Origin of the sequence: Mesorhizobium sp. M0626 (assembly GCF_040320665.1) — a bacterium.
Taxonomy (GTDB): Bacteria; Pseudomonadota; Alphaproteobacteria; order Rhizobiales; family Rhizobiaceae; genus Mesorhizobium.
Genome location: NZ_JAMYQD010000023.1, coordinates 1 through 24,134, shown reverse-complemented (window position 1 = coordinate 24,134; position 24,134 = coordinate 1). Strand labels below are relative to the sequence as shown.

The 24,134-nt window shown below is 60.1% G+C and carries 28 protein-coding genes and 2 pseudogenes; 21 read left to right on the top strand and 9 right to left on the bottom strand.

The genetic code is table 11. The features are described from left to right. Positions 1-100 precede the first annotated feature (100 nt). The 13 genes from NKI37_RS26615 to NKI37_RS26555 all read left to right on the top strand — a co-directional run bounded on the left by NKI37_RS26615 (position 101) and on the right by NKI37_RS26555 (position 11,886). Positions 101-514: a CopG family transcriptional regulator gene (locus NKI37_RS26615; protein ID WP_352789945.1), complete on the top strand. Its 414-nt coding sequence runs from the start codon at positions 101-103 to the stop codon at positions 512-514. Next, positions 511-1,479 (top strand): P-type conjugative transfer ATPase TrbB, encoded by a 969-nt coding sequence (trbB, locus tag NKI37_RS26610; RefSeq protein WP_023692455.1) that lies wholly within the window; start codon positions 511-513, stop codon positions 1,477-1,479. The genes NKI37_RS26615 and trbB overlap by 4 nt, the downstream gene beginning before the upstream one ends. Before the next feature lie 11 nt (positions 1,480-1,490). After that, the gene (locus tag NKI37_RS26605; protein ID WP_023689362.1) at positions 1,491-1,799 is read left to right on the top strand and encodes a TrbC/VirB2 family type IV secretion system protein; all 309 of its coding nucleotides are present in this window, start codon (positions 1,491-1,493) and stop codon (positions 1,797-1,799) included. Then, positions 1,799-2,071 carry a VirB3 family type IV secretion system protein gene (locus NKI37_RS26600; RefSeq protein ID WP_352789948.1) on the top strand — a complete coding sequence of 91 codons (273 nt, stop codon included), beginning with the start codon at positions 1,799-1,801 and terminating at the stop codon, positions 2,069-2,071. Before NKI37_RS26605 ends, NKI37_RS26600 begins: the two co-directional genes overlap by 1 nt. Further along, positions 2,065-4,515 carry a conjugal transfer protein TrbE gene (gene trbE, locus NKI37_RS26595; RefSeq protein ID WP_023711817.1) on the top strand — a complete coding sequence of 817 codons (2,451 nt, stop codon included), beginning with the start codon at positions 2,065-2,067 and terminating at the stop codon, positions 4,513-4,515. The genes NKI37_RS26600 and trbE overlap by 7 nt, the downstream gene beginning before the upstream one ends. Beyond that, positions 4,512-5,237 carry a P-type conjugative transfer protein TrbJ gene (gene trbJ / locus NKI37_RS26590; RefSeq protein ID WP_023669263.1) on the top strand — a complete coding sequence of 242 codons (726 nt, stop codon included), beginning with the start codon at positions 4,512-4,514 and terminating at the stop codon, positions 5,235-5,237. Before trbE ends, trbJ begins: the two co-directional genes overlap by 4 nt. A gap of 36 nt (positions 5,238-5,273) precedes the next feature. Continuing rightward, on the top strand, positions 5,274-6,596 hold the full coding sequence (gene trbL, locus NKI37_RS26585; protein WP_023776467.1) for a P-type conjugative transfer protein TrbL: 1,323 nt from the start codon (positions 5,274-5,276) through the stop codon (positions 6,594-6,596). Further along, on the top strand, positions 6,597-7,328 hold the full coding sequence (gene trbF / locus NKI37_RS26580) for a conjugal transfer protein TrbF (protein WP_023685994.1): 732 nt from the start codon (positions 6,597-6,599) through the stop codon (positions 7,326-7,328). Then, positions 7,318-8,346 (top strand): P-type conjugative transfer protein TrbG, encoded by a 1,029-nt coding sequence (gene trbG / locus NKI37_RS26575; protein WP_031245469.1) that lies wholly within the window; start codon positions 7,318-7,320, stop codon positions 8,344-8,346. The genes trbF and trbG overlap by 11 nt, the downstream gene beginning before the upstream one ends. Before the next feature lie 10 nt (positions 8,347-8,356). Further along, complete coding sequence (locus tag NKI37_RS26570; protein ID WP_023729046.1) at positions 8,357-9,574, top strand: TraB/TrbI/VirB10 family type IV secretion system protein; 1,218 nt, start codon at positions 8,357-8,359, stop codon at positions 9,572-9,574. A gap of 13 nt (positions 9,575-9,587) precedes the next feature. Further along, the gene (locus tag NKI37_RS26565; RefSeq protein ID WP_023689356.1) at positions 9,588-9,866 is read left to right on the top strand and encodes a DUF2274 domain-containing protein; all 279 of its coding nucleotides are present in this window, start codon (positions 9,588-9,590) and stop codon (positions 9,864-9,866) included. Positions 9,867-10,269: 403 nt separating this feature from the next. Further along, positions 10,270-10,563, top strand: coding sequence for a helix-turn-helix domain-containing protein (locus NKI37_RS26560; protein WP_023689355.1), 294 nt, complete (start codon positions 10,270-10,272; stop codon positions 10,561-10,563). Between the two features lie 12 nt (positions 10,564-10,575). Beyond that, positions 10,576-11,886, top strand: coding sequence for a type II toxin-antitoxin system HipA family toxin (locus NKI37_RS26555; protein ID WP_352611462.1), 1,311 nt, complete (start codon positions 10,576-10,578; stop codon positions 11,884-11,886). Positions 11,887-12,151: 265 nt separating this feature from the next. Here the strand turns inward: NKI37_RS26555 and NKI37_RS26550 are convergent, their stop codons facing one another. Both NKI37_RS26550 and NKI37_RS26545 read right to left on the bottom strand, forming a co-directional pair. Further along, complete coding sequence (locus NKI37_RS26550; RefSeq protein ID WP_023729047.1) at positions 12,152-13,462, bottom strand: tyrosine-type recombinase/integrase; 1,311 nt, start codon at positions 13,460-13,462, stop codon at positions 12,152-12,154. A gap of 542 nt (positions 13,463-14,004) precedes the next feature. After that, entirely contained in the window at positions 14,005-14,394 is a 390-nt protein-coding gene (locus NKI37_RS26545; RefSeq protein WP_155923573.1) for a patatin-like phospholipase domain-containing protein, read from the bottom strand. A gap of 502 nt (positions 14,395-14,896) precedes the next feature. Here NKI37_RS26545 and NKI37_RS26540 point away from each other — a divergent pair. Next, positions 14,897-15,643: a Crp/Fnr family transcriptional regulator gene (locus NKI37_RS26540; RefSeq protein WP_023699539.1), complete on the top strand. Its 747-nt coding sequence runs from the start codon at positions 14,897-14,899 to the stop codon at positions 15,641-15,643. A 397-nt stretch (positions 15,644-16,040) separates the two neighbouring features. Here NKI37_RS26540 and NKI37_RS26535 read toward each other — a convergent pair whose 3' ends face one another. The 4 genes from NKI37_RS26535 to NKI37_RS26520 form a co-directional block, all read right to left on the bottom strand. Next, the gene (locus tag NKI37_RS26535; RefSeq protein WP_023834289.1) at positions 16,041-16,325 is read right to left on the bottom strand and encodes a PilZ domain-containing protein; all 285 of its coding nucleotides are present in this window, start codon (positions 16,323-16,325) and stop codon (positions 16,041-16,043) included. Positions 16,326-16,510: 185 nt separating this feature from the next. Further along, entirely contained in the window at positions 16,511-16,753 is a 243-nt protein-coding gene (locus NKI37_RS26530; RefSeq protein ID WP_031204261.1) for a DUF982 domain-containing protein, read from the bottom strand. Next, a complete protein-coding gene (locus NKI37_RS26525; RefSeq protein WP_023669678.1) occupies positions 16,753-16,983 on the bottom strand; it encodes a hypothetical protein in 231 nt (76 codons plus the stop codon). Before NKI37_RS26525 ends, NKI37_RS26530 begins: the two co-directional genes overlap by 1 nt. 207 nt (positions 16,984-17,190) lie before the next feature. Then, a complete protein-coding gene (locus NKI37_RS26520; RefSeq protein ID WP_023834288.1) occupies positions 17,191-18,108 on the bottom strand; it encodes an NADP-dependent oxidoreductase in 918 nt (305 codons plus the stop codon). Between the two features lie 245 nt (positions 18,109-18,353). Between NKI37_RS26520 and NKI37_RS26515 the strand changes: the two genes are divergently transcribed. Continuing rightward, a complete protein-coding gene (locus NKI37_RS26515; RefSeq protein WP_023834287.1) occupies positions 18,354-18,563 on the top strand; it encodes a DUF3072 domain-containing protein in 210 nt (69 codons plus the stop codon). A 68-nt stretch (positions 18,564-18,631) separates the two neighbouring features. Here the strand turns inward: NKI37_RS26515 and NKI37_RS26510 are convergent, their stop codons facing one another. Beyond that, the gene (locus NKI37_RS26510; RefSeq protein WP_023695045.1) at positions 18,632-18,817 is read right to left on the bottom strand and encodes a nuclear transport factor 2 family protein; all 186 of its coding nucleotides are present in this window, start codon (positions 18,815-18,817) and stop codon (positions 18,632-18,634) included. A 753-nt stretch (positions 18,818-19,570) separates the two neighbouring features. Between NKI37_RS26510 and NKI37_RS26505 the strand changes: the two genes are divergently transcribed. The 3 genes from NKI37_RS26505 (at position 19,571) to NKI37_RS26495 (ending at position 21,798) form a co-directional block, all read left to right on the top strand. Beyond that, positions 19,571-19,804 (top strand): hypothetical protein, encoded by a 234-nt coding sequence (locus tag NKI37_RS26505; protein ID WP_081726126.1) that lies wholly within the window; start codon positions 19,571-19,573, stop codon positions 19,802-19,804. A gap of 662 nt (positions 19,805-20,466) precedes the next feature. Then, the gene (locus NKI37_RS26500) at positions 20,467-20,712 is read left to right on the top strand and encodes a hypothetical protein (protein WP_352794605.1); all 246 of its coding nucleotides are present in this window, start codon (positions 20,467-20,469) and stop codon (positions 20,710-20,712) included. A 711-nt stretch (positions 20,713-21,423) separates the two neighbouring features. After that, entirely contained in the window at positions 21,424-21,798 is a 375-nt protein-coding gene (locus NKI37_RS26495; protein ID WP_245261419.1) for a VanZ family protein, read from the top strand. A 667-nt stretch (positions 21,799-22,465) separates the two neighbouring features. On the opposite strand, the gene NKI37_RS26490 is transcribed toward NKI37_RS26495, so the two are convergent. Continuing rightward, the gene (locus NKI37_RS26490) at positions 22,466-22,702 is read right to left on the bottom strand and encodes a hypothetical protein (RefSeq protein WP_023835549.1); all 237 of its coding nucleotides are present in this window, start codon (positions 22,700-22,702) and stop codon (positions 22,466-22,468) included. On the opposite strand from NKI37_RS26490, the gene NKI37_RS26485 reads away from it, so the two are divergent. The 3 genes and pseudogenes from NKI37_RS26485 to NKI37_RS26475 form a co-directional block, all read left to right on the top strand. Then, the gene (locus NKI37_RS26485; protein ID WP_348524287.1) at positions 22,645-22,860 is read left to right on the top strand and encodes a glycosyl hydrolase 108 family protein; all 216 of its coding nucleotides are present in this window, start codon (positions 22,645-22,647) and stop codon (positions 22,858-22,860) included. The genes NKI37_RS26490 and NKI37_RS26485 overlap by 58 nt on opposite strands. A gap of 163 nt (positions 22,861-23,023) precedes the next feature. Then, the gene (locus NKI37_RS26480) at positions 23,024-23,224 is read left to right on the top strand and encodes a DUF1515 family protein (RefSeq protein WP_023835548.1); all 201 of its coding nucleotides are present in this window, start codon (positions 23,024-23,026) and stop codon (positions 23,222-23,224) included. Then, positions 23,193-23,459: pseudogene (locus tag NKI37_RS26475) on the top strand (Crp/Fnr family transcriptional regulator); the annotation flags it as partial. The gene NKI37_RS26480 and the pseudogene NKI37_RS26475, both read left to right, overlap by 32 nt. A gap of 581 nt (positions 23,460-24,040) precedes the next feature. Here the strand turns inward: NKI37_RS26475 and NKI37_RS26470 are convergent. Then, positions 24,041-24,134 (bottom strand): annotated as a pseudogene (locus NKI37_RS26470) (transposase); the annotation flags it as partial.

Below are 24,134 nucleotides of genomic sequence, written 5' to 3'. Positions count from 1 at the left end.
GTATCTCAGCGTAGATAACGCCCATAAGCGATTTTTCAGATATCGGCGATGTTCGTTCGCACCGCCGGCGCATCAGCGCCGGCCAGTCGGAACGAGCCCCATGAAGCCCCATCGCATTCGCCACCAGTTTCTGCTCGAACACGAATTGAGCGAGAAGCTGGAAACGCTCAGCCGCAACCCGTCGACCACAAAATCGGCGATCGTCGCGAAAGCGGTCGAGGCCTTCATCGAGCGGCGTGGCGAGAACGAACTCGACAATCGTTATGGCATGCGGCTCGACCGTCTTTCCCGCGACCTCGACCATATCCGAACCGATGTCGAGGTGATCCTGGAGAGCCTCGCACTCTTCATACGCTTTTCGATCACGCTTCATTCCCACACGCCGGTCCCGGATCGGGCGACACAGGCGATTGCCCAAGAGCGCTTTGACAAATTCGTCGAGCAGGTCGGTCGCCAGATCGCCTCCGGGAAGCGCTCGCTTGGCAACGGCAATGGCAATGGAGGCGAAGGATGAGCTCTCATCCCGCAGCCGACCACCGCCGCCGAGCCATGCTGCGCACAGCCATGGGCGCCGCGATCACCGAGGCCCTTTCCGATTCGACCGTCATCGAGGTGATGGTCAATCCCGACGGCGCGCTGAGGCTCGATCGGTTGGGAGAAGGCCGGGTCGATACAGGCGTGCATATGCATCCTTCCGAGGCGGAACGCATCATCCGGCTCGTCGCCTCCCATGTACGCGCCGAGGCGCATGCAGATAGTCCGATTGTCAGTGCCGAATTGCCATCAGGCGAGCGCTTCGAGGGTCTGCTACCGCCGGTCGTGCTGGCGCCATGCTTTGCCATCCGCAAGCCGGCAGCAAAACTCTACACGCTGGCCAACTATGTCGCCGATCGCATCATCCTCCCGCTGCAGGCTGATGCCCTGAGGAAGGCAGTGCGTGAGCGGCGCAACATCCTGGTCGCCGGCGGCACGTCGTCGGGCAAGACCACGCTTGCGAATGCGCTGTTGGCAGAAGTCGCCGAATGCGATGAGCGGGTGATCCTGATTGAGGACACCCGCGAGCTGCAATGCGCAGCCGAGGACTGTGTTGCCTTGAGGACGAGGCGGGGGTCGGTCACGCTTGGTGATCTCGTGCGCTCGACGCTGCGACTTAGACCCGACCGCATCATCGTCGGCGAAGTGCGGGGCGCGGAAGCCCTCGACATGCTGAAGGCATGGAACACCGGACATCCCGGCGGCATTGCCACGGTTCACGCCAATTCGGCACGCTCCGCACTCTATCGTATTGAGCAGCTCGCCCAGGAAGCCGTTGTCACCGTTCCCCGCCGGCTGATCGCCGATGCCGTCGACTTGGTCATCTTTATTGCCGGAAGAGGACCCGCGCGCCGCGTTGACGCGATCGCCGAGGTCACGGGTCTCGACGGCAGCGGCGATTACGCCGTCACCCCGCTCACACTTCCGCAACTCCAGCAGCTCTGAAAGGTCACCTCATGCGCAAGAAGCTTCGCTTTCTTTCGTTCGCCGCCGTCGCGCTTCTTCTCACGGCCCAGGCCCACGCTGCCGGCTCCGGCATGCCGTGGGAACAGCCGCTGCAGCAGATTCTGGAATCGGTGCAGGGGCCGGTCGCCAAGATCATCGCGGTGATCATCATCATCACCACCGGCCTGACCCTTGCCTTCGGCGACACGGCGGGCGGTTTCCGCCGGCTGATCCAGATCGTCTTCGGCCTGTCGATCGCCTTCGCGGCCTCGAGCTTCTTTCTTTCCTTCTTCTCCTTTGGCGGCGGGGCAGTCGTCTGATGAGCACCGGAGAGCAGCATATCGAAGGCTTCGAGGTTCTGGTCCATCGGGCGCTCACCGAGCCGATCCTGCTCGGCGGCGCGCCGCGGGCGGTGGCGATCCTCAATGGCACGGTGGCCGCGGCCGTCGGCCTAGGCCTGCAGCAGTGGATTGCCGGTCTGATCCTCTGGATCGCCGGCCACACGCTCGCGGTCTTTGCCGCACGGCGTGATCCGGATTTTGCCAGCGTGCTTGTCCGTCATCTTCGTCAAAAGGGCTGGCTTGCATGCTGAAGCTTTCCGAATACCGCGGCAAAGCCGACCGGCTTGCCGACCATCTGCCGTGGGCAGCACTCGTCGCGCCCGGCATCGTGCTCAATAAGGATGGCAGCTTCCAACGGACATTGCGGTTTCGTGGCCCCGACCTTGAAAGCGCGACGGAGGCCGAACTCATCGGCATATGCGCGCGGGCAAACAATGCGCTGAGAAGGCTCGGCTCTGGCTGGGCATTATTCTTCGAGGCCGAGCGCATCGAAGCGCTGGGCTATGCGAGCTCGGCCCTTCCCGATGCTGCCTCATGGCTGATCGATGAGGAACGGCGCGCGGCCTTCGAGGGCAAGGTCGCGCATTTCGAGAGCATCTATCATCTGACCTTGGTCTTCATGCCTGGGCCCGATGGCCAAGCGCGCGCGGAAAGTGCTCTCGTCGACTCGCATGACTTGGGAGGGGAAAGAGACTGGCGCCAGGAGCTTGCCCGGTTCCGAGACGAGACTGACCGCGTTCTTGATCTTCTTTCGGGCTTCGTGCCCGAGGTGCGCGCGCTCGACGATGCCGAGACCCTGACGTACCTGCACGGCACGATCTCGACACGCCGTCATCCGGTCGCCGTGCCGGAAACGCCAATGTATCTCGACGGCGTCCTGGTTGACGCGCCGCTGACCGGCGGCCTAGAGCCGATGCTGGGCGAGCAGCATCTGCGCACGCTCACAGTTCTCGGCTTTCCGAACGTCACCCGGCCAGGAATCCTCGATGCGCTCAATAACCAGGATTTCGCCTATCGCTGGGTGACGCGCTTCATTCCACTCGACAAGGCGGAAGCCACGAAGACGCTGACTCGGCTCCGGCGGCAGTGGTTTGCCAAGCGCAAATCGATCGCGGCTATTCTGCGCGAGGTGGTGACCAACGAACCGGTGCCTCTCGTCGACAGCGACGCCGACAACAAGGCGCTCGATGCCGATGCAGCACTGCAGGCATTGGGCGGCGATCATGTCGGCTTCGGCTATCTCACCACAACGGTGACGGTGTGGGATCAGAACCGTAAAGCCGCCGCGGAAAAGCTTCGCGCCGTCGAACGGATCGTCAACGGGCTCGGCTTCACCACCATTCGCGAAAGCATCAATGCCGTCGAAGCGTGGCTTGGTTCATTGCCGGGTCATGTCTACGCCAACGTTCGCCAGCCGCTCGTTCACACGCTTAACCTTGCCCATCTCGTGCCGCTGTCGTCCGTGTGGGCAGGTCCAGCGGAGAACGAGCACCTTGCCGAGGTCACCGGCGATCACGCTCCGCCGCTTCTTTTCGCCGAAACCAGCGGCTCGACGCCGTTTCGGCTTTCGACCCATATCGGCGATGTCGGCCACATGCTGATTGTCGGGCCGACCGGTGCCGGCAAGTCGGTTCTGCTTGCCCTGATCGCTTTGCAGTTCCGGCGCTACGCTGGCGCGCAAATCTATGTCTTCGACAAAGGCAATTCGGCCCGCGCCGCCGCGCTTGCCATGGGCGGCGACCACCATGCGTTGGGTGCGAATGGTGCGCTTGCTTTCCAGCCGCTGCGCCACATCGACGACCCGGCCACACAGAGCTGGGCGGCCGAATGGATCGCCGGCCTCATTGCCCACGAGAATGTCACCGTCACCCCGGAGGTGAAGGAGGCAATCTGGTCGGCGCTCACCAGCCTCGCCACCGCGCCGGCGCAGGAACGCACGCTGACTGGCCTGTCGGTCCTGCTTCAGTCCAATGCGCTCAAATCGGCATTGATGCCCTACACGCTCGACGGACCATTCGGCCGACTGCTCGATGCCGATGACGACCGGCTGGCCATCTCGGATGTGCAGTGTTTCGAAACCCAGGAGCTGATGCACAGCCAAGGCGCTGTGCTGCCTGTGCTCACCTATCTGTTCCATCGTCTTGAGGACCGGTTTGACGGGCGGCCGACGCTGCTCATGCTCGACGAGGCCTGGGTCTATCTCGACAACCCGCTCTTTGCCGCCCGCATCCGCGAATGGCTTAAGGTGCTGCGTAAGAAAAACGTCTCCGTCATCTTCGCGACGCAGTCGCTTGCCGACATCGCCGGCTCTTCTATCGCACCCGCAATCATCGAGAGCTGCCCGCAGCGCATTTTTCTCCCCAATGATCGTGCGGTGGAGCCGCAGGCACGGGCAGCCTATGAGCGCTTCGGTCTTAATGAGCGACAGATCGAATTGGTCGCCCGCGCCACGCCGAAGCGCCACTACTATCTGCAGTCGCGCCGCGGCAATCGCCTCTTCGAGCTCGGGCTAGGCCCGATCGCTCTTGCGCTTTGCGGCGCCTCCGACCCGGCCGCGCAGACCCTGATCGACAATATTCTTTCCGAAGAAGGGCAGGGCAGCTTTGCCGCCCGTTTCTTCAGTGCGCGCGGCCTGGATTGGGCTGCCGAGCTTCTCCAGCAATTTCCTCAACCTAACAAGGAGCAATCGTCATGATCGGACGCCGCCTTTTTACTAGCCTGGTCACCGTTTCCCTGATTGCCAAACCGATGGCTGACTACGTCCAGCCGGCCTATGCGCTCATCGTGTTTGACCCGTCCAACTATACGCAGAATGTGCTGTCGGCAGCACGCGCATTGGAGCAGATCAACAACCAAATCCAGTCGCTTCAGAACCAGGCGACCATGCTGCAGAACATGGCGCGCAACCTTCAGCGCCTGGATTTCTCTTCCGTGGGCCAGCTTACCGGCTCGCTCCAACGGATTGACGGTCTGATGACCCAGGCGAGCGGCCTGAGCTTCGATCTCGACAAGCTGCAGGACCAGTGGCGCCAGCAATATCCGGAAAGCTACGACGCCACCATCAAGGTCAGCGATGTGGCGAGCGCCGCGCGCGAGCGCTGGCAGAGCGCCATGCAGGCGTTCCGCCAGACCATGAGCGCGCAGTCGCAGATCGTCGAGAACGTGCAGGCCGATGGCGACCTGCTTACCGATCTCGTCAATCGCAGTCAGGGCGCGGCAGGTGCCCTCGAGGCAAGCCAGGCTACCAATCAGCTGATCGCGCTTTCGACCAAGCAGCAGATGCAGATCCAGACGCTGCTTGCGACCCAGTTCCGGGCCGAAGCCGAGGATGCGGCGCGCAAAGCGCAGTCTGAGGAAGCCGCTCGCGAGACGACGAAGCGTTTCCTGGGCACCGGCACGGCTTATCCCGGAAACTGAGCGGCAGTTCTTCAAGACAACGAGGAAGGCGGCGACATGAACGACCTCGGAGTCATCGATCGCTTCATGGAGACCTTTACCCGCTACATTGACAGTGGGTTCGGTCTGCTTTCGGGCGACGTCGCCTTTCTCACCACCATTCTGATCGGCATTGACATCACGCTCGCGGGCTTGGTCTGGGCGTTCGGCGGCGAGCCCAACATTCTCGGCCGGCTTGTTCGCAAAGTGCTCTATGTCGGCGCCTTCGCCTTCGTCCTGAACAATTTCAAGAACCTCGCCGACATAATTTACCGCTCCTTTGCCGGTCTCGGCATCAACGCATCGGCCGGCAACCTGTCCGCCGACAGTCTCCTGCGGCCAGGCCGCATTGCCGCGGCCGGCTTCGAGGGCGCCTGGCCGCTCCTCAATCAAGCGAGCCAGCTAGTAGGCTTCCCCGAGATCTTCGGTAACGCGCTCACCATCTTCGTGCTGCTTCTGGCCTGGTTCCTGGTCCTCATCGCCTTCTTCATTCTTTCCATCCAGCTCTTCATCACCATCCTCGAGTTCAAGCTCACCACGCTGGCCGGCTTCGTCCTGGTGCCCTTCGCGCTCTGGAACCGTTCGGCGTTCCTGGCCGAGCGCGTGCTCGGCAATGTGATTTCGTCGGGCATCAAGGTGATGGTGCTTGCCGTCATCGTCGGCATCGGCTCCACGCTCTTTGGCGAGTTCGCTTCCGCCCTGCAGGGCCAGGAGCCGGACCTGGCGGCGGCAATGTCTCAGGTGCTGGGTGCGCTGGCGCTGCTTGGGCTCGGCATTTTCGGCCCCGGGATTGCCTCGGGTCTTGTTTCCGGCGCGCCGCAGCTTGGCGCCGGCGCGGCACTTGGAACAACGGCGGCCGCAGCTGGATCAACGCTCGTTGCCGGAGGCGCTGCGTTTGCCGGCGCGCGCATGGCAACAGGCGGCGGCCTCGCCGCAGTCCGTGCCGGCGCCGCCATGGGGTCCGCTGCCACCGTCGCTTGGCAAACGGGGCGCGCGACATCGCCCGAGTCCGGGCTGTCCGGGGTAGCTGCTGGGCTGCATGGGGTTGCGAGTGCCGCTAGCGGCGCCGCGATGCGGGGAATGCGATCCGCAGCAGAACCATTCCGCCGTAGTGCCGACGCCGGTCGCGATGCCGGCTGGACCGCGACCGGCGGCATGCCGACCGCGTCAAAGACAGGAACCTCGCCCGCTGCAGCCTCTGACCCCGCGCCGGTCTGGGCAAGGCGTCTGCGTTCCGAACAGACCGCACGCGCCCATCGCAATGCTGCCACGCAGGCGGTGCGCGATGGAGATCGGGGCGGAAGCGGCGCCAATCCCTCCCTCAATGACAAGGAAGACTAGATGCTCTTCAAGCGACCCGTTCAGCGTTATGGAAAGACGCCCGAACCCGTAACACCCTACCAGAAGGCCAGCCAACTCTGGGATGAGCGCATCGGCACGGCGCGCGTCCAGGCCAAGAACTGGCGCTTCATGGCCTTTGGCTGCCTGGCTCTGACGACGGGGCTTTCCGGTGGGCTTCTGTGGCAGTCGATGCAGGGCCGCGTCGTGCCTTATGTCGTCGAGGTCGACCGCTTTGGCGAGGCGCACGCGGTCGGGCCGGCAGTCCAAAACTACCAGCCCGACGATGCCCAGATCGCCTGGCATCTCAGCCGCTTCATCCAGAATGTTCGTTCGGTTTCCACCGATGCGGTTCTGGTGCGGCAGAATTGGCTGTCGGCCTACGACTTTGCCACCGACCGAGCGGCGCTCTTCCTCAACGAATATGCCAAGGCGAACGACCCTTTCGGCCAAATCGGCACGCGCAGCGTGTCAGTACAGGTGACCAGCGTGGTCAGGGCTTCCGACAGCTCGTTCCAGGTCAAATGGACCGAGCAGGTGTTCGAGCGCGGCAGCCTCGCCAGCACGACGCGCTGGATCGGGATCCTCACCATCCTCATCCGCCCGCCTAGGACAACCGAGCAGCTGCGCAAGAACCCGCTCGGCGTCTTCATCAACGCCATCGACTGGTCGCGCGAGCTCGACAGCGCCGCGCCAACCCCCGTTTCCCCTAAGGAGCCCGCCAATGACAAATAGAGCCCCATTGCTTCGTGCTGCCTTGATCCTGTCGGCGTCTGTTGCGGTTCTTTCGGCCTGTGCCTCGAAGCCAGTGCCGCCGCCTCAGATTTCCTATGACCACGAGGACTTCAAACCAGCCGCGATCGAGAAGGCGCCGGAGAAGCCGGTCAAGGTCGTGGAAGTGCCGAAACCGTTACCGTTGCCTGGTCAGTTGATGCCCGCACCCGGCAAGCCCGCCCCAGATAAGCGCTCGCCGGAAGAACAGGTCGCCGATGCCAACAAGGCGGCGACGCAACAACCCACCAAGTTTGGCTATGTCAATGCGGTGCAGGTTTACCCCTTTGCCGACGGCGCGCTCTACCAGCTCTACGCCGCGCCGGAGCGCGTCACCGATATCTCATTGCAGCGGGGCGAGAAGCTGACCTCGGTCTCAGCCGGCGATACGGTCCGTTGGGTGATCGGTGACACCGTTAGTGGCTCAGGCGATGACCAGCGCACTCATGTGCTGGTGAAGCCATTCGCGCCGGGGCTTGCCACCAATCTGGTCATCACGACCGACAGGCGATCCTATCACCTGCAGCTTCAAAGCACTGAGAAAACTGCCATGGCGGCGCTCTCCTGGATTTACAGCGAAGACCAACTCGTGGCGCTTCGGCGGCGCAACGCTCAGGCAGAGGCTGAAATGCCCGCGGCCTCGAACGTAGCACTCGAAAACATCCGCTTCCGCTATTCGATCACCGGCGACACGCCGCCGTGGAGACCGACGCGCGCCTTCGATGATGGCAGCAAGGTCTACATAGAGTTCCCGAAGCGCATTGATCAGGGCGAGGCGCCACCGCTCTTCATCGTCGGTGCTGACGGGGACAACCAGCTCGTCAACTATCGGATGCACGGCAACTACTACATCGTCGAGCGCCTCTTTGCCGCGGCTGAACTCCGTCTCGGCGCCAAGCAGCAGCAGGTGGTGCGCATCACCAGGACCGACGGACGGCAACTGCCGCGGCGGATATCGCTCTTTTCGCGTTTTGGCAGGTGAGGGGAGGCTCATGACCGACACGTCCCGCCCCAATGTTCCGCCCAAACTCGATCCCGAACAGCTGCAGCTGCGGGCCTCACCGCGCCGGGCCGTGCGCTTCAAGCGCGGCATAATCGTCGCGATCGCAGCTGTTGGCTCCGCCACCATCTTTGGCGTCACGATGATGGCGCTGCAGGGGCCGGCACTGCGCCTGAAGCAGCAGGCTGAAGAGCTTTACAGCACCGACCGCAACCCGACCGCCGAGGGACTTGAATCGCTGCCCAAGGACTATTCCGGGAGCAAGCCGAAGGCTCCGGTGCTTGGACCGCCGCTGCCCGGGGATCTCGGCCGTCCTATTCTCGAGCACCAGCGCCAGCTTGGCATCGCACCTGGGCAAGACGTTTCCGCCGAGGCGCAGCGGCTTGCACAACAAGCGATTGAGGCGCGCGAGTCGCAAGTCCTCTTCCGCATCGAAAACCGGCCCCAGCAGACGGAAGCTTTTGGCAATGGGCAGGGCGGACGTTCGCCTTTCGAGACGGCGTCTCCGCAGCCAGATACCGAAGGCCAGCGAGCTTCCGTCGCGCCGGCCGAGGGCGACCAGAACAATCAACAGCGCAAGCTCGATTTCATCGATCAACGGAACACCGGCGGGATCTACAACCCGCATGCACTGCAGACGCCGGCTTCGCCCTATCAGATCATGGCCGGTAGCGTGATCGCTGCAAGCCTGATCACCGGCATCAATTCCGATCTGCCCGGCCTTGTCGTCGCCCAGATCACCGAGAATGTGCACGACAGCGTCACCGGCAGCATCCTGCTCATCCCGCAGGGCTCACGGCTGATCGGCACCTACGACAGCGTTGTAGCCTTTGGGCAAAGGCGCGCTCTGTTGGTGTGGCAACGCATCGTGATGCCGGACGGCTCCTCTACCGAAATCGACAATCTGCCCGTGACCGACGCGGCCGGCTATGCCGGGCTCGAGGACAAGGTGGATTTCCATACTTGGCAGTTGATCAAGGGCGTCGCGGTAGCCACATTGCTGGGGGTTGGTACCGAGTTGAGCTTTGGGGAAAATGAAAGCGACTTGGTCAAGGCAATTCGTGAATCCACCCAGCAGAACGTCAGTCAAGCGGGCCAACGGATCACTGAAAAGAACCTGAACGTCCAACCCACGATCACCGTGCGCCCTGGTTGGCCGTTGCGCGTCATCGTGCACAAGGACCTCGTGTTGCGGCCATACACGGGGTGAACAGGAGGACTTCATGGCTAACCTGAAACTCGGAAAACTTCCGGACCGGACACCTTCGAAGATCACCATCACCGTTGGCGCCGACTTGAGCCAAGCACTCAACGACTATGCCGCACTTTACCGTGAGACCTATGGCGAGTCCGAAACGGTGGCGGAACTGATCCCCTTTATGCTGGTCGGGTTCCTGGAAGGCGACCGGGCGTTTGCCAAGGCCAGAAAGGAAGGTCTGCCGGGCGCCGGCGCGTCGGAGAAACCACGAAGGCAATCATCTTCCACACTGGACAACGGTTAGCGCTTGGTGTCGTTTTGGAGCACGCTAGTTCTTGATCCTGACCGCGTTGCCGCCGGTCCGTACTCCACCAGTTCGAGTGCCTCCTCCTTTGTGCAGGAATTCGCCTGAGCGAGTTCGAGCGCCTCTTCAAGGAAGCGATGATTGCGCTCCTGTACATCGAGGTGAGCCGGCGTCGGAAAGCACGCGACAATCCATTGCCACACGCGGTGTTGAAACGAGCCTGAAGGCATGTCTAATTCCCAGCGGCGCACATTGTTGCGTGGCGCAATGATTTTATATAGGTTGGTATATTAAGGTTGCCATATGTGAACCTATATAGCGTTAAATTGATATAGTAACGTATATTGACACCCGTCATATATGAGCCTATATCAGGCTAGCTCATACAGAAATCGTATACGCCATGAAGATCAGAACAGCTCGCGACATTGGAATCCTGATCAAGGAGGCCCGCACCCGGCGCGGCCTGTCACAGGCTGCCTTGGCCAAAATGATCACCACGACGCAGACGTGGGTGTCGTGGATCGAGAACGGCAAGCCCAGCGCCGAGATCGGCAACGTGCTGCTGGCGCTGACCACGCTTGGTGTGGAGATGGACTTTCAGATCCCGCCGGCGCCGACGTCGGCTGATCATCATCATAATGCCGATGAACGGCATGTCGACGATGACGACGACGAGATTCCCTACAAGCTCTAGATGACGATGATCATGATGAACCCGATCGACACCCTCGACGTCTATATCGCTGGCAGACCGGTTGGGGGGCTCCACCACCTGCAGGGCGGCAAGCTTTCGTTCTCCTATCACGAGGCATGGATGGAAGGCCCGGTGGCGATCCCGCTCTCCCTGTCCATGCCGACGATCACCAGGACCTACGAGGGCAAGGTCGTCGAGGCATTCCTCTGGGGCCTACTGCCGGATAATGAGCAGACCCTCGCCAGATGGGCGCAGAGGTTCCAGGTCTCCGCCCGAAACCCGTTTGCCCTGCTCAAGAATGTCGGCCGCGACTGCGCCGGCGCCGTCCAGTTCCTTTCGCGTGGCGACCAGATTTCCCGCGGCGAGAACGTGGAGTTGCTCACCGAGGCGCAGATCGGCGACCGCCTGCGCGATCTGCGCAAAGATGGTGCAGCGACCCGGCGAATCGGCGATCCTGGTCAGTTCAGTCTCGCTGGTGCGCAGGCAAAGACGGCGTTCCATTTCGATAAGGGCAGCAATCGCTGGGGGATCCCTCTAGGCGACACACCCACGACACACATCTTCAAGCCGCCTTTGCCGCACTTGCACGGGCATACCGAGAACGAGCATTTCTGCCTGCAGCTTGCATCCAAGCTCGGCATGGACGCTGCACATAGCCAGGTTCTCGACTTCGCAGGCGAAAAGGCAATCGTTATCGAGCGCTACGACCGCCGCAACAACGAGGGCAAGACCATCCGCATCCATCAGGAGGACATGTGCCAGGCCCTGTCGGTGATGCCGACGCTCAAGTACGAGAACCAGGGTGGGCCAGGTATCACGACGATCTCCAGAAAGGTGCTGTCGGCCTCCCTCGACCCCGTCCAAGACCGTCAGATCTTCATGGCCGCGAACGTCTTCAACTGGATCATCGCCGGCACGGACGCGCATGCAAAGAACTACTCGATGCTGCTCGGAGCCCAGGGCGAGGCCCGCCTAGCTCCGCTCTACGACATCTCCTCCATTCTGCCGCACCTCGGGGGAGAGATCCAATCTGAGATGCGCGACCTTAAACTGGCGATGAAGATCGACAGAGTCTATCCCATCGAGGAGATCATGCCGCGCCACTGGGGGCGCTGTGCGTCCTCAGCAAAGGTTGGCGGCGAGTACACGGTGCGGACGATCCGCCATCAGCTCGCGGTGATGCCCGATATGGCATCGGAGTGCGCCCAAGAGCTTCGCCAGGAGGGGATCATCCATGAGATCGTTGGTCGCCTCGTCGACGCGATCGCGACGCGCATCAAGGGCTTGTCCCGGATCTATGGAGAGGAAGGTTGTGGAGGTTAAAGTCGGGCGGGGATAGCGGATCCACGGACTAATGCCGGCGAAACGGACGGACCGCACACTGCCCACGGGATTCTCGCTCTAATAGCGCGCGGCCCCGGGCCGGGTAGATGGCCGGTTTCGGAACCGGCCATCGGCAGCTTGAATGACGGAAATGGGGTCGGCTGCAGAACGGCAGCTTCCCGCCGAACGCGGTCAACTTTCTCTCCGGAAAATCTGACAAATGCGGGCCTACGATTTGGCGTCGAGTTGTGGCGTTTTTCGACGGTCAGTATGATTTCCGGCGGTTGGAGATTTGTATCGGCGTTTGATGAACGGCCTCTGTTGGTTTCAAAGTGGATGGTCGCGTTGGTGTGTGGACAGCAGGCTTGCGGCGTCCCTCGATTGAGATCACCCGCAGGTTTTTGCTCTTGAGTTCATCCAGATAATCGGCCCACCACTGCATCATCTCGACGCGCTCGTCCCAGTGCTCTGCCCGGGCGTAGGCGCGCCGAACGTCGTTGTTCTCAATGTGGGCCAGCTGCCGCTCTATCGCGTCCGGATGCCACTTGCCGCATTCGTTCAGCAGAGTTGATGCCGTTGCTCGAAAACCATGCGCGGTAGCTTCTTCCTTGCTGTAACCCATACGACGCAGTGCGGCGTTAAGGGTATTGTCGGAAATCGGACGCGAAGCCGATCGAACACTAGGAAACAGCAGCGATCCATCACCAGAGATTTCTCTCAGTGAAGTCAGGACGCTGATCGCTTGCTTTGATAGGGGTATGCGGTGCGGCCGTCGCATTTTCATGCGTGCTTCAGGGATCGTCCACACCGAGCTTTCAAAATCGAACTCTTCCCATTCAGCGGCGCGAAGCTCGCCTGGGCGGGGAAACAGCAGCGCTATCAGCTTCAGACCGGCTCGCGTTGTAGGCTGTCCGTCAAATGCATGGATCGCCCTCAGCAAACCGCCCAAGGCCTTCGGATCGGTAATCGCGGCGCGAGACGTTACCTTCGGACTGATGAGTGCGCCTCTGAGGGCGAAGGTCGGATCTGTCTCGGCGCGTGCGGTCGCGATCGCGTATCGAAACACGCTGCCGATGGTGGAGCGCAGTCGCCTGGCCGACTCATATCGACCGCGAACCTCCACGCGACGGAGGGCGGTAAGGATGCTGGCCGGCTCGATCTCCCGAATGCACTTGTCGCCGATTATCGGATAGGCAAAGTCGAGCAGCCATTTGACCTTGCTGATCGTCCGGTCGGCACGTCCCTCCTTCTTCAGCTTGTCAACATATTCGTCCGCGATTGAGCGAAAGGAGTCCTTTGCCGAATCGGCCTTCCGCAAGCTGCGTTCCTTTCCAGGGTCGACGCCAGCTAGCAGGAGCCTTTTAGCATCATCGCGCGCCTCCCGTGCCTCGGCGAGAGAGATAAGGGGATAGCTGCCCAGCGCGAGCAGTTTCTGCTTGCCGTCAAAGCGGTAGGCGAGCCGCCAGAGGCGAGAGCCCGTGGGCTGTACCCATAGCTGCAGCCCGCCCCCGTCAGACAATTTCGCGAGTTTGGAAGCAGGGCGGGCGTTTCGACATTTCACGTCGGATAGGGCCATTCGTCAGGTCTCCCTTGGCTGTTTCGATACCATCAGGATGTCGAATACCAACGGAAATACCATCCCCCCGCCTCGTTGGATCAAATGCGCCCGAAGCGCTCTCTGTCACGCCTAATTGCGCAATGCGACAGCAAAAGATCAATAATTCCAGTCGCTTGCAGAAGCTGCAGCGTAGACGGTTCGGCTAAACGGAGTGTCGGGAGAAGAGGGGATGGTGCCCAGAGGCGGAATTCAAGTGAAGAAAATCCCGTTTTGCTTTCAGATACTTAGGGCAATGTTAGCCGCATCTGCTACCAACATAAATACCAACAAAATATTCCTGTGGATTGGTTCGGTTCCTGCTATTTCTCTCAATGCCTTGCACCTGCACCTTGTCTCTTCCGGTTTAGTCTACATCCTTCTTGGTCATACCTCATCATGCGGGGTCGAGTGAAGACCACGGCTGGCCAAGACGACTTAATCAGAACGGATGGCCATTGCCCCAAATATCGGGATCGCTTTAGGCGGTTTCTGAAAGCCGACATCGTGCGAAGAACAGGTGGCTATTTACGGGTCCTGAGACCTTGGCCCATACACCGCTTTGTAGGGTGGACGCGGCGCAGCGAAAAGCGCGGCCAGCCGTTCCTCATGTTGCTTGACCAGTGAGGCAGCAATAACAGGTAACTCTGCGGCGGACCGGTGTAGTCGTCGAGGTCGATCGGATTAGACTTCATAGGTGCTCCGTCGATGCGTAGTAGACGGTCTCGTCCTACCAGCAGCCCAGCTTGGCCCGGTGCATTCTGGCTTTGCAGGCGCATGGCGGCAGAAATGATCTCGCGCCAGTGCCTGATACCGCCCTTGGCGATTTGGCCCTTGGTGAAGGCGAACTCCAATTCAACGCAGCCGAGAGACAGGATGTCGATTTGATGTCGGTCAATTGCGTAGCAGGCCATGGCATCGACCAACGCTGTCAAATAACTGGCATAGTAGGATCGGCGCCTCGGAGGTGCCGGGCCACATCCACCCGCTTGGGCCGTCCCCAAGTCTGATATCTGTCAGGAGAGCCACAACTCGCTCCGGCTCACGATCGAAAGTCGCAATCGCTTGAAGGCCCTTTAAGCCGGCGACTACCTCGAACCCGGCCTCCCGGAGAGAGTTCTCGACGTCTCCACGATCAGCACGAAACCCGATGACATTGAAAGCCTGCTTCGTGCGCCCCAACAGTTGAACGGCTGCGAACTCTTAAGGTTCCTGGCGCGCAATAGCACTCGTTAATCCGGTGGAAAGCAGGTTGTGATCCAGCCGTTTCGAACAGGTTGCGGCAGGCGAAAAGGATTGAGGACAGCTGAACTTTGCGCGCATCATCGACGCACTGACCATTGGCCTTCGTCTCCTCTAGGCAGCGGGAACATTAGCGCCAACTAAAAGTTGGGAGCATACACGAACAGGTTCTTGATGGCACATGATCATTCTTTCAAAATGTTGATCCGCAAGCTCCAAGCCATCTCGGAACTCGCAGAATCAGACATTGCGACCTTGGGGAACATCTCGATTCAGGAGAAGAGATATCAGGCCAACGAAGACATTCTGCGCGAGGGCGATAAGCCGAGCCTTTCGTTCGTCGTTCTTGAAGGCTTAATAGGGTCGATCAAACTAACCGGGGAGGGGAAGCGTCAAATCTCCTCCTTTTTTGTTCCGGGCGACATTCCCGACCTGCATGGTTTGCATTTGTCGGTCATGGATTGCACTTTCACCCCTCTCATGCCCGCTAGGGTGGGCTTCATGCGGCACGACGAACTTCGCGCCGTTTGCGACCAGCACTCTTCGATAACGAGAGTGTTTTGGCGCTCGACGGTGATCGATGCGGCGATCTATCGAGAGTGGGTCACCAACGTCGGTAGGCGCGACGCCTACTCGCGTATGGCCCACATTCTTTGCGAACTCATTGTTCGCCTTCGCTCGGTAGGCCGCATTGAAGATCATGTGGCCTATCTCCCCATAACGCAGGCTGCACTTGGCGACGCACTTGGCCTCTCTACCGTGCACGTGAACCGAGTGCTTCAGGACCTTAGACGCGACGGTCTGATATCCACCGTTGGCTCGCGTTTTCATGCGACCGACTGGGCAGGGCTCGTTCGCGCCGCAGATTTTGACTCTACCTATCTTCATCAAAGGGCTGCGCAGACGGGTGCCGGTTTCTGATCCTGCTGGGTCGCTCATGATCCGTTGAGCCCTCGCGATCCTCAAAACCGAATCTCCTGTAGAACCCGCACTCCAACAGGAATGTCGATCACCGCTTGAGAACTGGACCGCAGACTTACCTAGCGACGGCATGGCTTCTCAAAGATACGACCTCAGGAGGGACTCGACGAAACCTGAGCGGTGTTTGACGCGTTCACTGGCCAACCAGCCGAGGCGTGGGGCGCTCCGGCTAAATATCTGGACGAGGAATATTCCCGCGATTTTGTAAGCCTTCTGACCGTGTCGACCTGAAGCGAAGTTTCGCCGGGGGGTAATCTCTAAAGTGCGACTGCCATGGAACACGTGCCGAGCGCCGGAGAGTGTCCAATTCCCCGGTCTGTGCATCCCGGGCACAAGCTCAGCCATAGTGGAGACGCGGCTTTGGCAACGTTCCTATAAATTGAACCCCAATTCGGTCGTTCCTGCGCCACCGCAGGACTGCCTGGTAGGCAACGCCGTCGGTCGGCACGTAAACCACGAACCGCTCAGGGACACGCGATTCCACCGGGACTTTGAGCTCAGCTCCGCCACTGTTTTGGTTCCGAATGGTGCAACTGATCTCGGAGTTTGTGATTCCGCTGATGATTGAGGCGCCTTTCAGCACCCGCTGCCTCCGTTCGCGGCGATGCTCTTCATCAACCATGTGACCTCCATCGGTCACCCGCGGCCCTATATGGTACGCGCACCGGCGAATAACTGTCCATCTAGGTCGTCGCTCGTTAGTGTCTCACTTTAAAGTTTGACGACGGAGACGGACAGCATAAATGCCCGTTGCGCCGGTGAATTCGCAACGCGAACAGACCCGAATGGGCTCGTCGTATAGCGTTGTTAATCCGGCAGCAGCATCTCCTCTTCATCGGCCGCGGCTTCGAACAGCAGCCGGAAGTCATTACCCGGCATTTTGCCATCCATCGCAGATAGGCAAGCTTCGGCCGCCAGCCGCCACTTGGGGCCACGACTGGACCACTTTAGGAGCTCCTCGGCGGCGGCATCAACCCGGTTGACACCAAGGCGAAGCCCCGGGCGCTCAGTCTTCACATAAACCGGAGGGTTGAACCAACGGTGGGGCATCACGCCTCTCGAACGTCAAAGGCGATGAACAGTCCCCAAACGGAGGCTGATTTGACGATCATTTCGACTAACTGGCAGTCAGTTTCGAGAAGATCGCCGCCGCGCTCACGGACCGCTACAATGGTCGCTTTGACGGAAATAATGTCGCCGGGTTGAGAGCCCAACAGGACCTCGCGGACCAGCTCCTTGGCCGTTTGCTGCGTAGGCCGAACAGGTGCTTGAATGTCCATCCCATCCTCCCAGAGAGATAGAACCTCAATCAGCTATTCTGTGGGTCACTTTCCGAAAAAGGCAAGAATCGGAAACGTACAAAGTAGGTTCCCGCAAACACCGCCCTACGATGGCTAAATCCCGCGACAGGCGCTGATTTGCACCTCACCGTGTCAGCTGCCAGAGGCGGCCATACGGAGAGAGGACCGGCCTCCTCGCCCAAGTTCTCACGGACGAACGCGGACAACCGTCTTTCCTGCGCGTCGGTCCGTTGAGTTGAAGGTGCCGATGGCATCATCCAAGCTCGAAACCTTGCCAATGTTCGTCCGCAGTCGTCCATCGCGGATCCGCTGCACTATCTCAGAGAGCTGAGGGCGATCAGCCTCGACGACGAAGTCAACGGTCAGGCCATCGGCAGCTCGAATGTCCGTTGGTCCAACGACTGTGACAAGGATACCTCCGGCGCGGACGAGCGTTGCGGATCGCTTCTGGATATCGCCGCCGATGACATCGAACACCAGATCGACGCTGCCTACATCTTCAAGGGTGTCTTTTGCGAGGTCGAGGAATTCATTTGCACCGAAGTCGAGCGCTTTCTGGCGGTCGGCGGCCCGCCCGGTGCCGATCACATAGGCTCCGGCCTCCCTTGCAAGCTGCGCCACCATCGAACCGACGGCACCGGCAGCGCCATGCGCGAGAACGCTCTGCCCGGCCTTGATGCGGCCATGCTGAAACAGCCCCTGCCATGCGGTTAGGCCGGAGATCGGCAGGCTAGCGCCCACCGTAAAGTCGACATCGCCGGGCAGCGGCGCGAGGTTACGGGCCTCCATGGCAACATACTCGGCGAGGGTGCCGTCGCGATGCCAGTCCGCGAGGCCGAACACCCGCTGACCGATAGAAAGCCCTCTGGTGCCGTAGCCGAGCGCAGTGACCACACCAGCCAGTTCGTGGCCCAGGATCGAAGAGGTCCGGTCACGGAAGGCTCGGTCGGCCCACGTCGAGGGCCACTCCAGTTCGGTGTTGACGAATCCTGCCGCATGAACCTGTACGACCACGTCGTTAATTGCCGCCTGAGGCTCGGGCAGCTCCACCAACTTCATCCCGGCCGTTCCTGCAGTCTGGTCCGTCGCTACGATTGCTTTCATGGGGATTGTCTCCTCACCGTTGGGGTAAATTGCGGGCGCGGAGGATCTTTCGATGTCTCGCGCAGAGTTGGCGTCGGGTTCATCGTTGGCGACCGCGAGCGGAAGCTAAGCAATCTCGTCGGATTCTTCCAGCACGGGTAAACTTGCAGTTGTGAACACCTATGCCCTCGCAATTTCACACACTTCAAGCATGTGGAACAAAAGCAGATCAAATACGTTGTGCCGTTCCCAACACGGAGAGCGTCATGCAAACTTCACCCCGAGCCAAAAGCGAAACTATCAGCAAGGATCCTGACGAATGGACGACGGGAGACGAGCCAATGACTCCGTCGCAAGCTTCCTACTTGAAAACATTATGTGAGCAGGCGGGCGACGACAGAAGCTACGCCGAAGATCTAAGCAAAGCCGAGGCCTCGAAGCGAATCGACGCGCTAAGGACTGAGCTCAAGCTCTAAAGGCGCTGGGAGACCTACGACAGGTTGGCCAGTTTTGCGGTATTTGGCCTCTGATCTGGACGGTCGTATTAGTGAAGGTGGTAGAGTTTGCTAAGGATCTTCATTTCTCCTGCGATTTTGAGCAGAGAAAGATAGTCGGTGAACCTTGTGGTTCCAAATTCGTCCTCGACCTTCGCAGTGGCTGCATCGCCCGTAATGTCGAGCGATGCGACTGCCCAGTTGGGGCTGGTGTTCGGCGGCAAGGCCGCACTCATCACCTCGCCGACATAGGCATCGACACTCAGCCATGGAGCTCGAAGAGATCGCGGCTATCTACCCGCTCCATCAGCAAACCGGGTATGGGCGGAAAGTGGGCGTAGGCCGACCATGTGGTTGTCGACGCCGAGATGCGCAGTGCTGGTATCGGCGCCAAACTGATGGGGCGATCGAGAAGGAAGCAGCGCGTTTCGGCTGCGACATCACCCGCATCTCGATACGAGCGCACACACAAATTCTACAGCCTAAACGGTTAGGCCGATGATGCGCTCGTTCTGGTCAGCCACTGAGTGCGTGGGCCGAGGCAGAGTTCCCACAATATGCTGCGCACAAAATAGCGACAGAGCGGGCCTAGAAGCGACATAGCGCCGGGTGTGAACGCGAACGCAGCCGGCGCCCGAATGCGTTCAGCGAGCGCCGTCGCGTCCACCTTGCCTTTCTTTGACGGCCCTGATGTTCAGCTTCCCACGGCAGCGCGTGGAAGTCGGGCTGGTGCCCCGCTTCACGGTAGCCAGCCTGAGTGAGTAACTTGCTTTGTCCCGCTCCACAACGCAAACAAACGGCGGATTCCCCAAGCACCTATAAACGCCTACAGCTTTTTCCATGCGACAGGTGTGCTGCGGGTGCTCGAAGATGTCGTCCTTCATTGCGATGACAGAACAGGGAGCGAGGACAACTCTTTTTTTGATTGCAGAGAGAGTCTGAGCGGGCTTACTAGTGAGGGGTTTGCCATCGCTTTGAGGGAGGCTGCGATGGTTGCAACGCCCATAGATATCGCTCAAGCGGCCACTACGGCCACCTTGCTGATGCGCCTTCGTCAACGTCATCGCGATGACGTGGCGCGAGGCTGGGAAGATGCCGACCCTTCTACTGTTGCCGTCTCCCGTGCGCCTGAGTGTCAATGGCGCGATTTAGCCAAGGCCCTGGTGCACGATTGGTTCGAGCTGATCGAAACTGGCTTGGTGGATTGGATCGTCAGCAAGTAGCCGCTGCCCGCCAGCGGCCCAGCAGCCGTCTGCGGGACTTTGCAGCGGGCGCGCTGGGCCTGACCGGTGGGGCGGTGTGGTATCCGCCGGCTGGCGAACATATGCGCCTCCTCCCAACGCCAGCGAAACATCCAAACGAACGAGGCGATCTAACAGCGATCTCCCCATCCAGCCAACACATAGGCCTATAGCAAGGGGTCTATAATCGCTGAGAGAGCGAAAATGGCCGACGCCATGGTTGGGGAACCCGGGTGGGTAGGCGCCGGCCACAAGCGGAACAGGCCCGCCGCGCCACACACATGGCTGATTTGTCATCACGTGGTTATGGTGTGATCGCGTAGGGCTAGACCAGCGGAACTTAGTAAACGCCGCTTGGTAAGCGATCCTCGACGCGATCGTTCATCGCCACGACGACTTGGGAAACTTGACGGTTGCAGCCTTCTGCCATGTCAAGCTCAAGTCATTAACAGCGGCCGCCCGGTCATGAGCAGGCATGCGCCCATCCTAGCATGTCGCGCTGCCGGTATCGCAAGGCGCCGGCAGCAAGGGGAGGCGACCAGAGCCGATGTGAAGGGACTAGGCAGCTAATATTCGCTTGCGCTAATTTAAAAGTGCCGTAACGTCATGCTCAGCCTTTTGCGGAGGCGCAACGGTGGGGAAGTATGATGAGAGTTGCTGCGTTTTGTGCGGCGATCGTGATCGCTGGGACTGGTGTCGCTGTTGCCAAGGAGAAGAAGGTGGTGGTGAGTGACGCCACGGACCTTTGCTCTACGAAGCAGTCGGCCAAGAAGCAGGTGCTCGAGCTGGACTGCAGGCCGACCGGAACCGCCAAATTGCCGGCCGATCGAACGCCGGAAAAGCCGCGCCTCGGATACGACACCAATCCGTGGCTGGTTAAAGGCCTTTAGAGACTAGCCGATGGCAATACAGCGCGGCTAAGGGGAATGTGCGCTGGCGGTGAAGCCTTCTTTGTTCTCTCATCGGGGGAACATTGTCGCCTGGAAACGCTTCGGACGGTGCACTGCCCCATCAGTGCAACGTTCCCTTCCTTGTTTGCACTGGCCGGCTGCTGAAAGGTGGCCGGCTTTTTTGTATATAACCGCGACCTGATGTTTGGGATTGTTGATGGACAGCCGCGAGTGGCCGCTGCTGGCCTAGCGTCTAGGATTGGAATATGTAGAGGCGAGATCACCAAGGCAGGAATGACCAGACTAAACAGCGGTTTCGTCTGTTCGCCGCGACGCCGGCGATAATTGAATTCAGAAGGGCGTCGGCCCGGCTGCACAGCCGGGCCAAGGCTGGAAGAGTTCCGCTCCCGCCCAGCCGTGCCCAGCACGATACGCATCGCACCTGGGCGCAAGCGGTACCAACGGCTCGCCTATTCCGCCGCGCCTTTTCGGCAGGAAACCCTCGGCCTCATCACAATGGAGGGCGACATTCGCAGCGCCCTATGGAACCATCCAGAGTGACATAGGCTGTTCATGGAACTTCCTGATGACATCAGGAGGCCTGTTAAGCATGCCAGTTGTTCGCGCTCATAGCTCAGATGCAGGTTGGAGCCCTTCCTAGTGCACCAGTATGAGAAGCGAGAACTAGGAACCGGGAGTGCTGCGAATAGATTGCCGCAGTCCAGCTTTCATCAGAGCATGGCAAGGGCTGCCTTTCTCTCCACGTTGGCAGTCGTCCTGCTGCTCGCGCTATTGCCAGACCACCTGCTGCACGCCCTCGGATTGGCCTTTACGTCTCATCACGACAAGCTCAACCACGCCGCCGCGTTCGCCACCTTGTCAGCTTTGGGTAGCCTCGGCTGGCCCCAACAGGTGGTCCGGCTGGCGGTTCTACTTGCTTTAACGGGCGCAGCGATTGAAATCCTTCAATGCGTCACAGGGCGTGACATGAGTGTCTTCGACTGGTTTGCCGACTGCGCCGGAATGGCATACGGGCTGAGAACTATGAGCTGGGTGAACGAGATTCTAGGCGAACCGGTTATTTGATCGCCACAGGCTCCGCTTTACCGCCGCCGTCTTGGCCCCACTTGCCAGCCTCACGCCCGGGGCCGCCTTCGATCACCCTCGCTATTGCCGTTCAATTTCCGACGCAAAGGCCGATAGCAAGGGAAATAGGTTTCTGGGCCGCTCACCATTTAGACTTAGGTCCGATTCTTTCGCGCAAATGGCCGAAGCCGGAAACATTTCTCCTTCTACTTTGTTGCAGTGGCCATGCCGCTGAGGAGAACATGCACAGTGCCTCTATCAAATGAACTGCGCGACGTACCGATAGAATTCCAATGCCCCTCCTGTTCGTGCCCAATGGTGAGAAGGGGATCCTGGATGAAAACGATTGCCGGTTTCAGCTGCGATAGCTGCAGGTCCAGAGTGCGGATCGGCTACGAAGCGAAGCTGGCCATATTCGACCGGCACCTTAAGCGACGCGCGCCGGATCTGGGCCGACGACCAATGGAGTGCGATCCCGGCAACGGTTCCTGAGAGTGTGTCGGCAATTCAAGCTCCAACTGCTTGCGGTCTGCCGCAAGTCCAAGCTTTCATCTGGTCGCAGGGTCAGGCGGCTCTTTCGTCCGTACGGAACCGATGATGGCGAGAGGTTTCGATGCGCTCGGAGCACCGAGCAGGTCGACACGTTTTTCATAGCGACCACCAATCTCTAGCTGGCCGCTCCGACGCTCTGACGAGGTGCGAGCAACTTGATCTTCAATAGTCTTTTTCGAGCCAGCATGCGCGCCAATGATAGCGTCGACAGGTCGATAATGAGGTCGTCGATCGCGCCCGCCAAGACACTGGACCCGCGCCCAAATTGATGCACCAGCGCCAGCACTTCCTTAAGTGCCGTCGAGGCTTCACCCGCATCCAGCAGCGCCTCGATGTCATCGAAAACCTGCATCCCGACCCTCCCGCTTTAAAACGGTGGCAATTTCGCGCGAAAAGAAAGCGCCTGCCAAAGTGCTCGCGCACGAAGGCGGCTATTCAAACAACAAGAAAGACCCTGGTGGCCCAACGATGAAGGGCGTCCATGGAGGGCGTTCAGCGAGACGCAACTGAGATTCGGCGCGACATTAAAGGACGGCGATGCTTCAGCCGCGCTCTCTTACGAGCAATCCGAGCAGCGCCCAGCCGCCAGCCAATCGAAGATGTACGCCAAGACCGATAAGCTGGCGGAGCGTTTTGCCGAGACTGAAGACGCGGTGAATCGCTCAGCGAAGACATGACCGAGGTGGAGGCGGTCTCTGCCGAGGTGACCCGGTGGAAGTTGATGGGCCTCGGCGCATTGGGCGTCACTGGCATGGCAGCGGCGGCGCTCGCCTCGCTTAGTTACGCCCTGTTGGTCTATCTGGCGCGTGCTGCGCGGCGGATGACGAGCAGGCGGCATAGTCGACAGGCTCTCAAGATGGCTGATGATGTGTGATGATCGCGTCGACGGGAACAGCTTTGCGATTACGCACGAGTTCTTATCAGTTATGCTCGGTGTCAGGCGGCCCGGCGTCACCATAGCGCTGCAAACCTTGGAGGGCCAAGGTCTGATACGCTCAATGCGAGGAGAGGTAGTCATTCTTGATCGCGCGCGTCTAATTGCGCTGGCTGATGGGTCATATGGCAGGGCTGAAGCCGAATACGCTCGGCTAGTCGGCAAACTGCATTGACGACAGACGCCGCCCCCGTGCACAGTTCCCCTGCAACAGAGCCCGCCGGCTGAGCCACGGGTGTTTTTGCGCCAGGCGGGAACATTCCCGCTCTGAGGCTGTTTCGCTACAGCCGGCGCGTTCTTCAGCGGTCCGTGCCGGTGACCAAGATGCGTCCCTCACTCGTCATGGGATGGCCCGCGCAGCCTCGGAAGCAGGCGCGGGCCATCCCATCAAGCCCTAGCCCACGGCAGGGGCTTTTTGCTGTTCGGATCTGATGCGGTCCTGGCGGGAGTAATCACTGTCACTCCGTGCCGAGGCGAGTTCCTCCCGGAAATGGTGCATGAGCGCTCGCTCTTCCGCCAAACATGATCGGAGCGACCGAGCCATTTCGATACAAACGGATGATTCTATTGCGTAATCTTTGCTCATCGTCGCATTCAAACTCGCGCTGAGTCTGATTGTTCCATGAGCAAGAGCGCCCGGCTATTGAAAACCGAGCGACTTCTTTCGTTTGGCGACTTAGCTATTGCGCAAGAGCAACACCCAAACGTGAGGTATAGCTCCCTCAGCGCCTCTGGTTGACAATCGTTTCGGCCTGAGATTCCGACGACCTCGGTGCGCCGCTTGATCTCGCCGTTGAGACGTTCGATCGGATTCGTCGAGTGGAGCTTGGCGCGATGTTCCTTGGGGAAG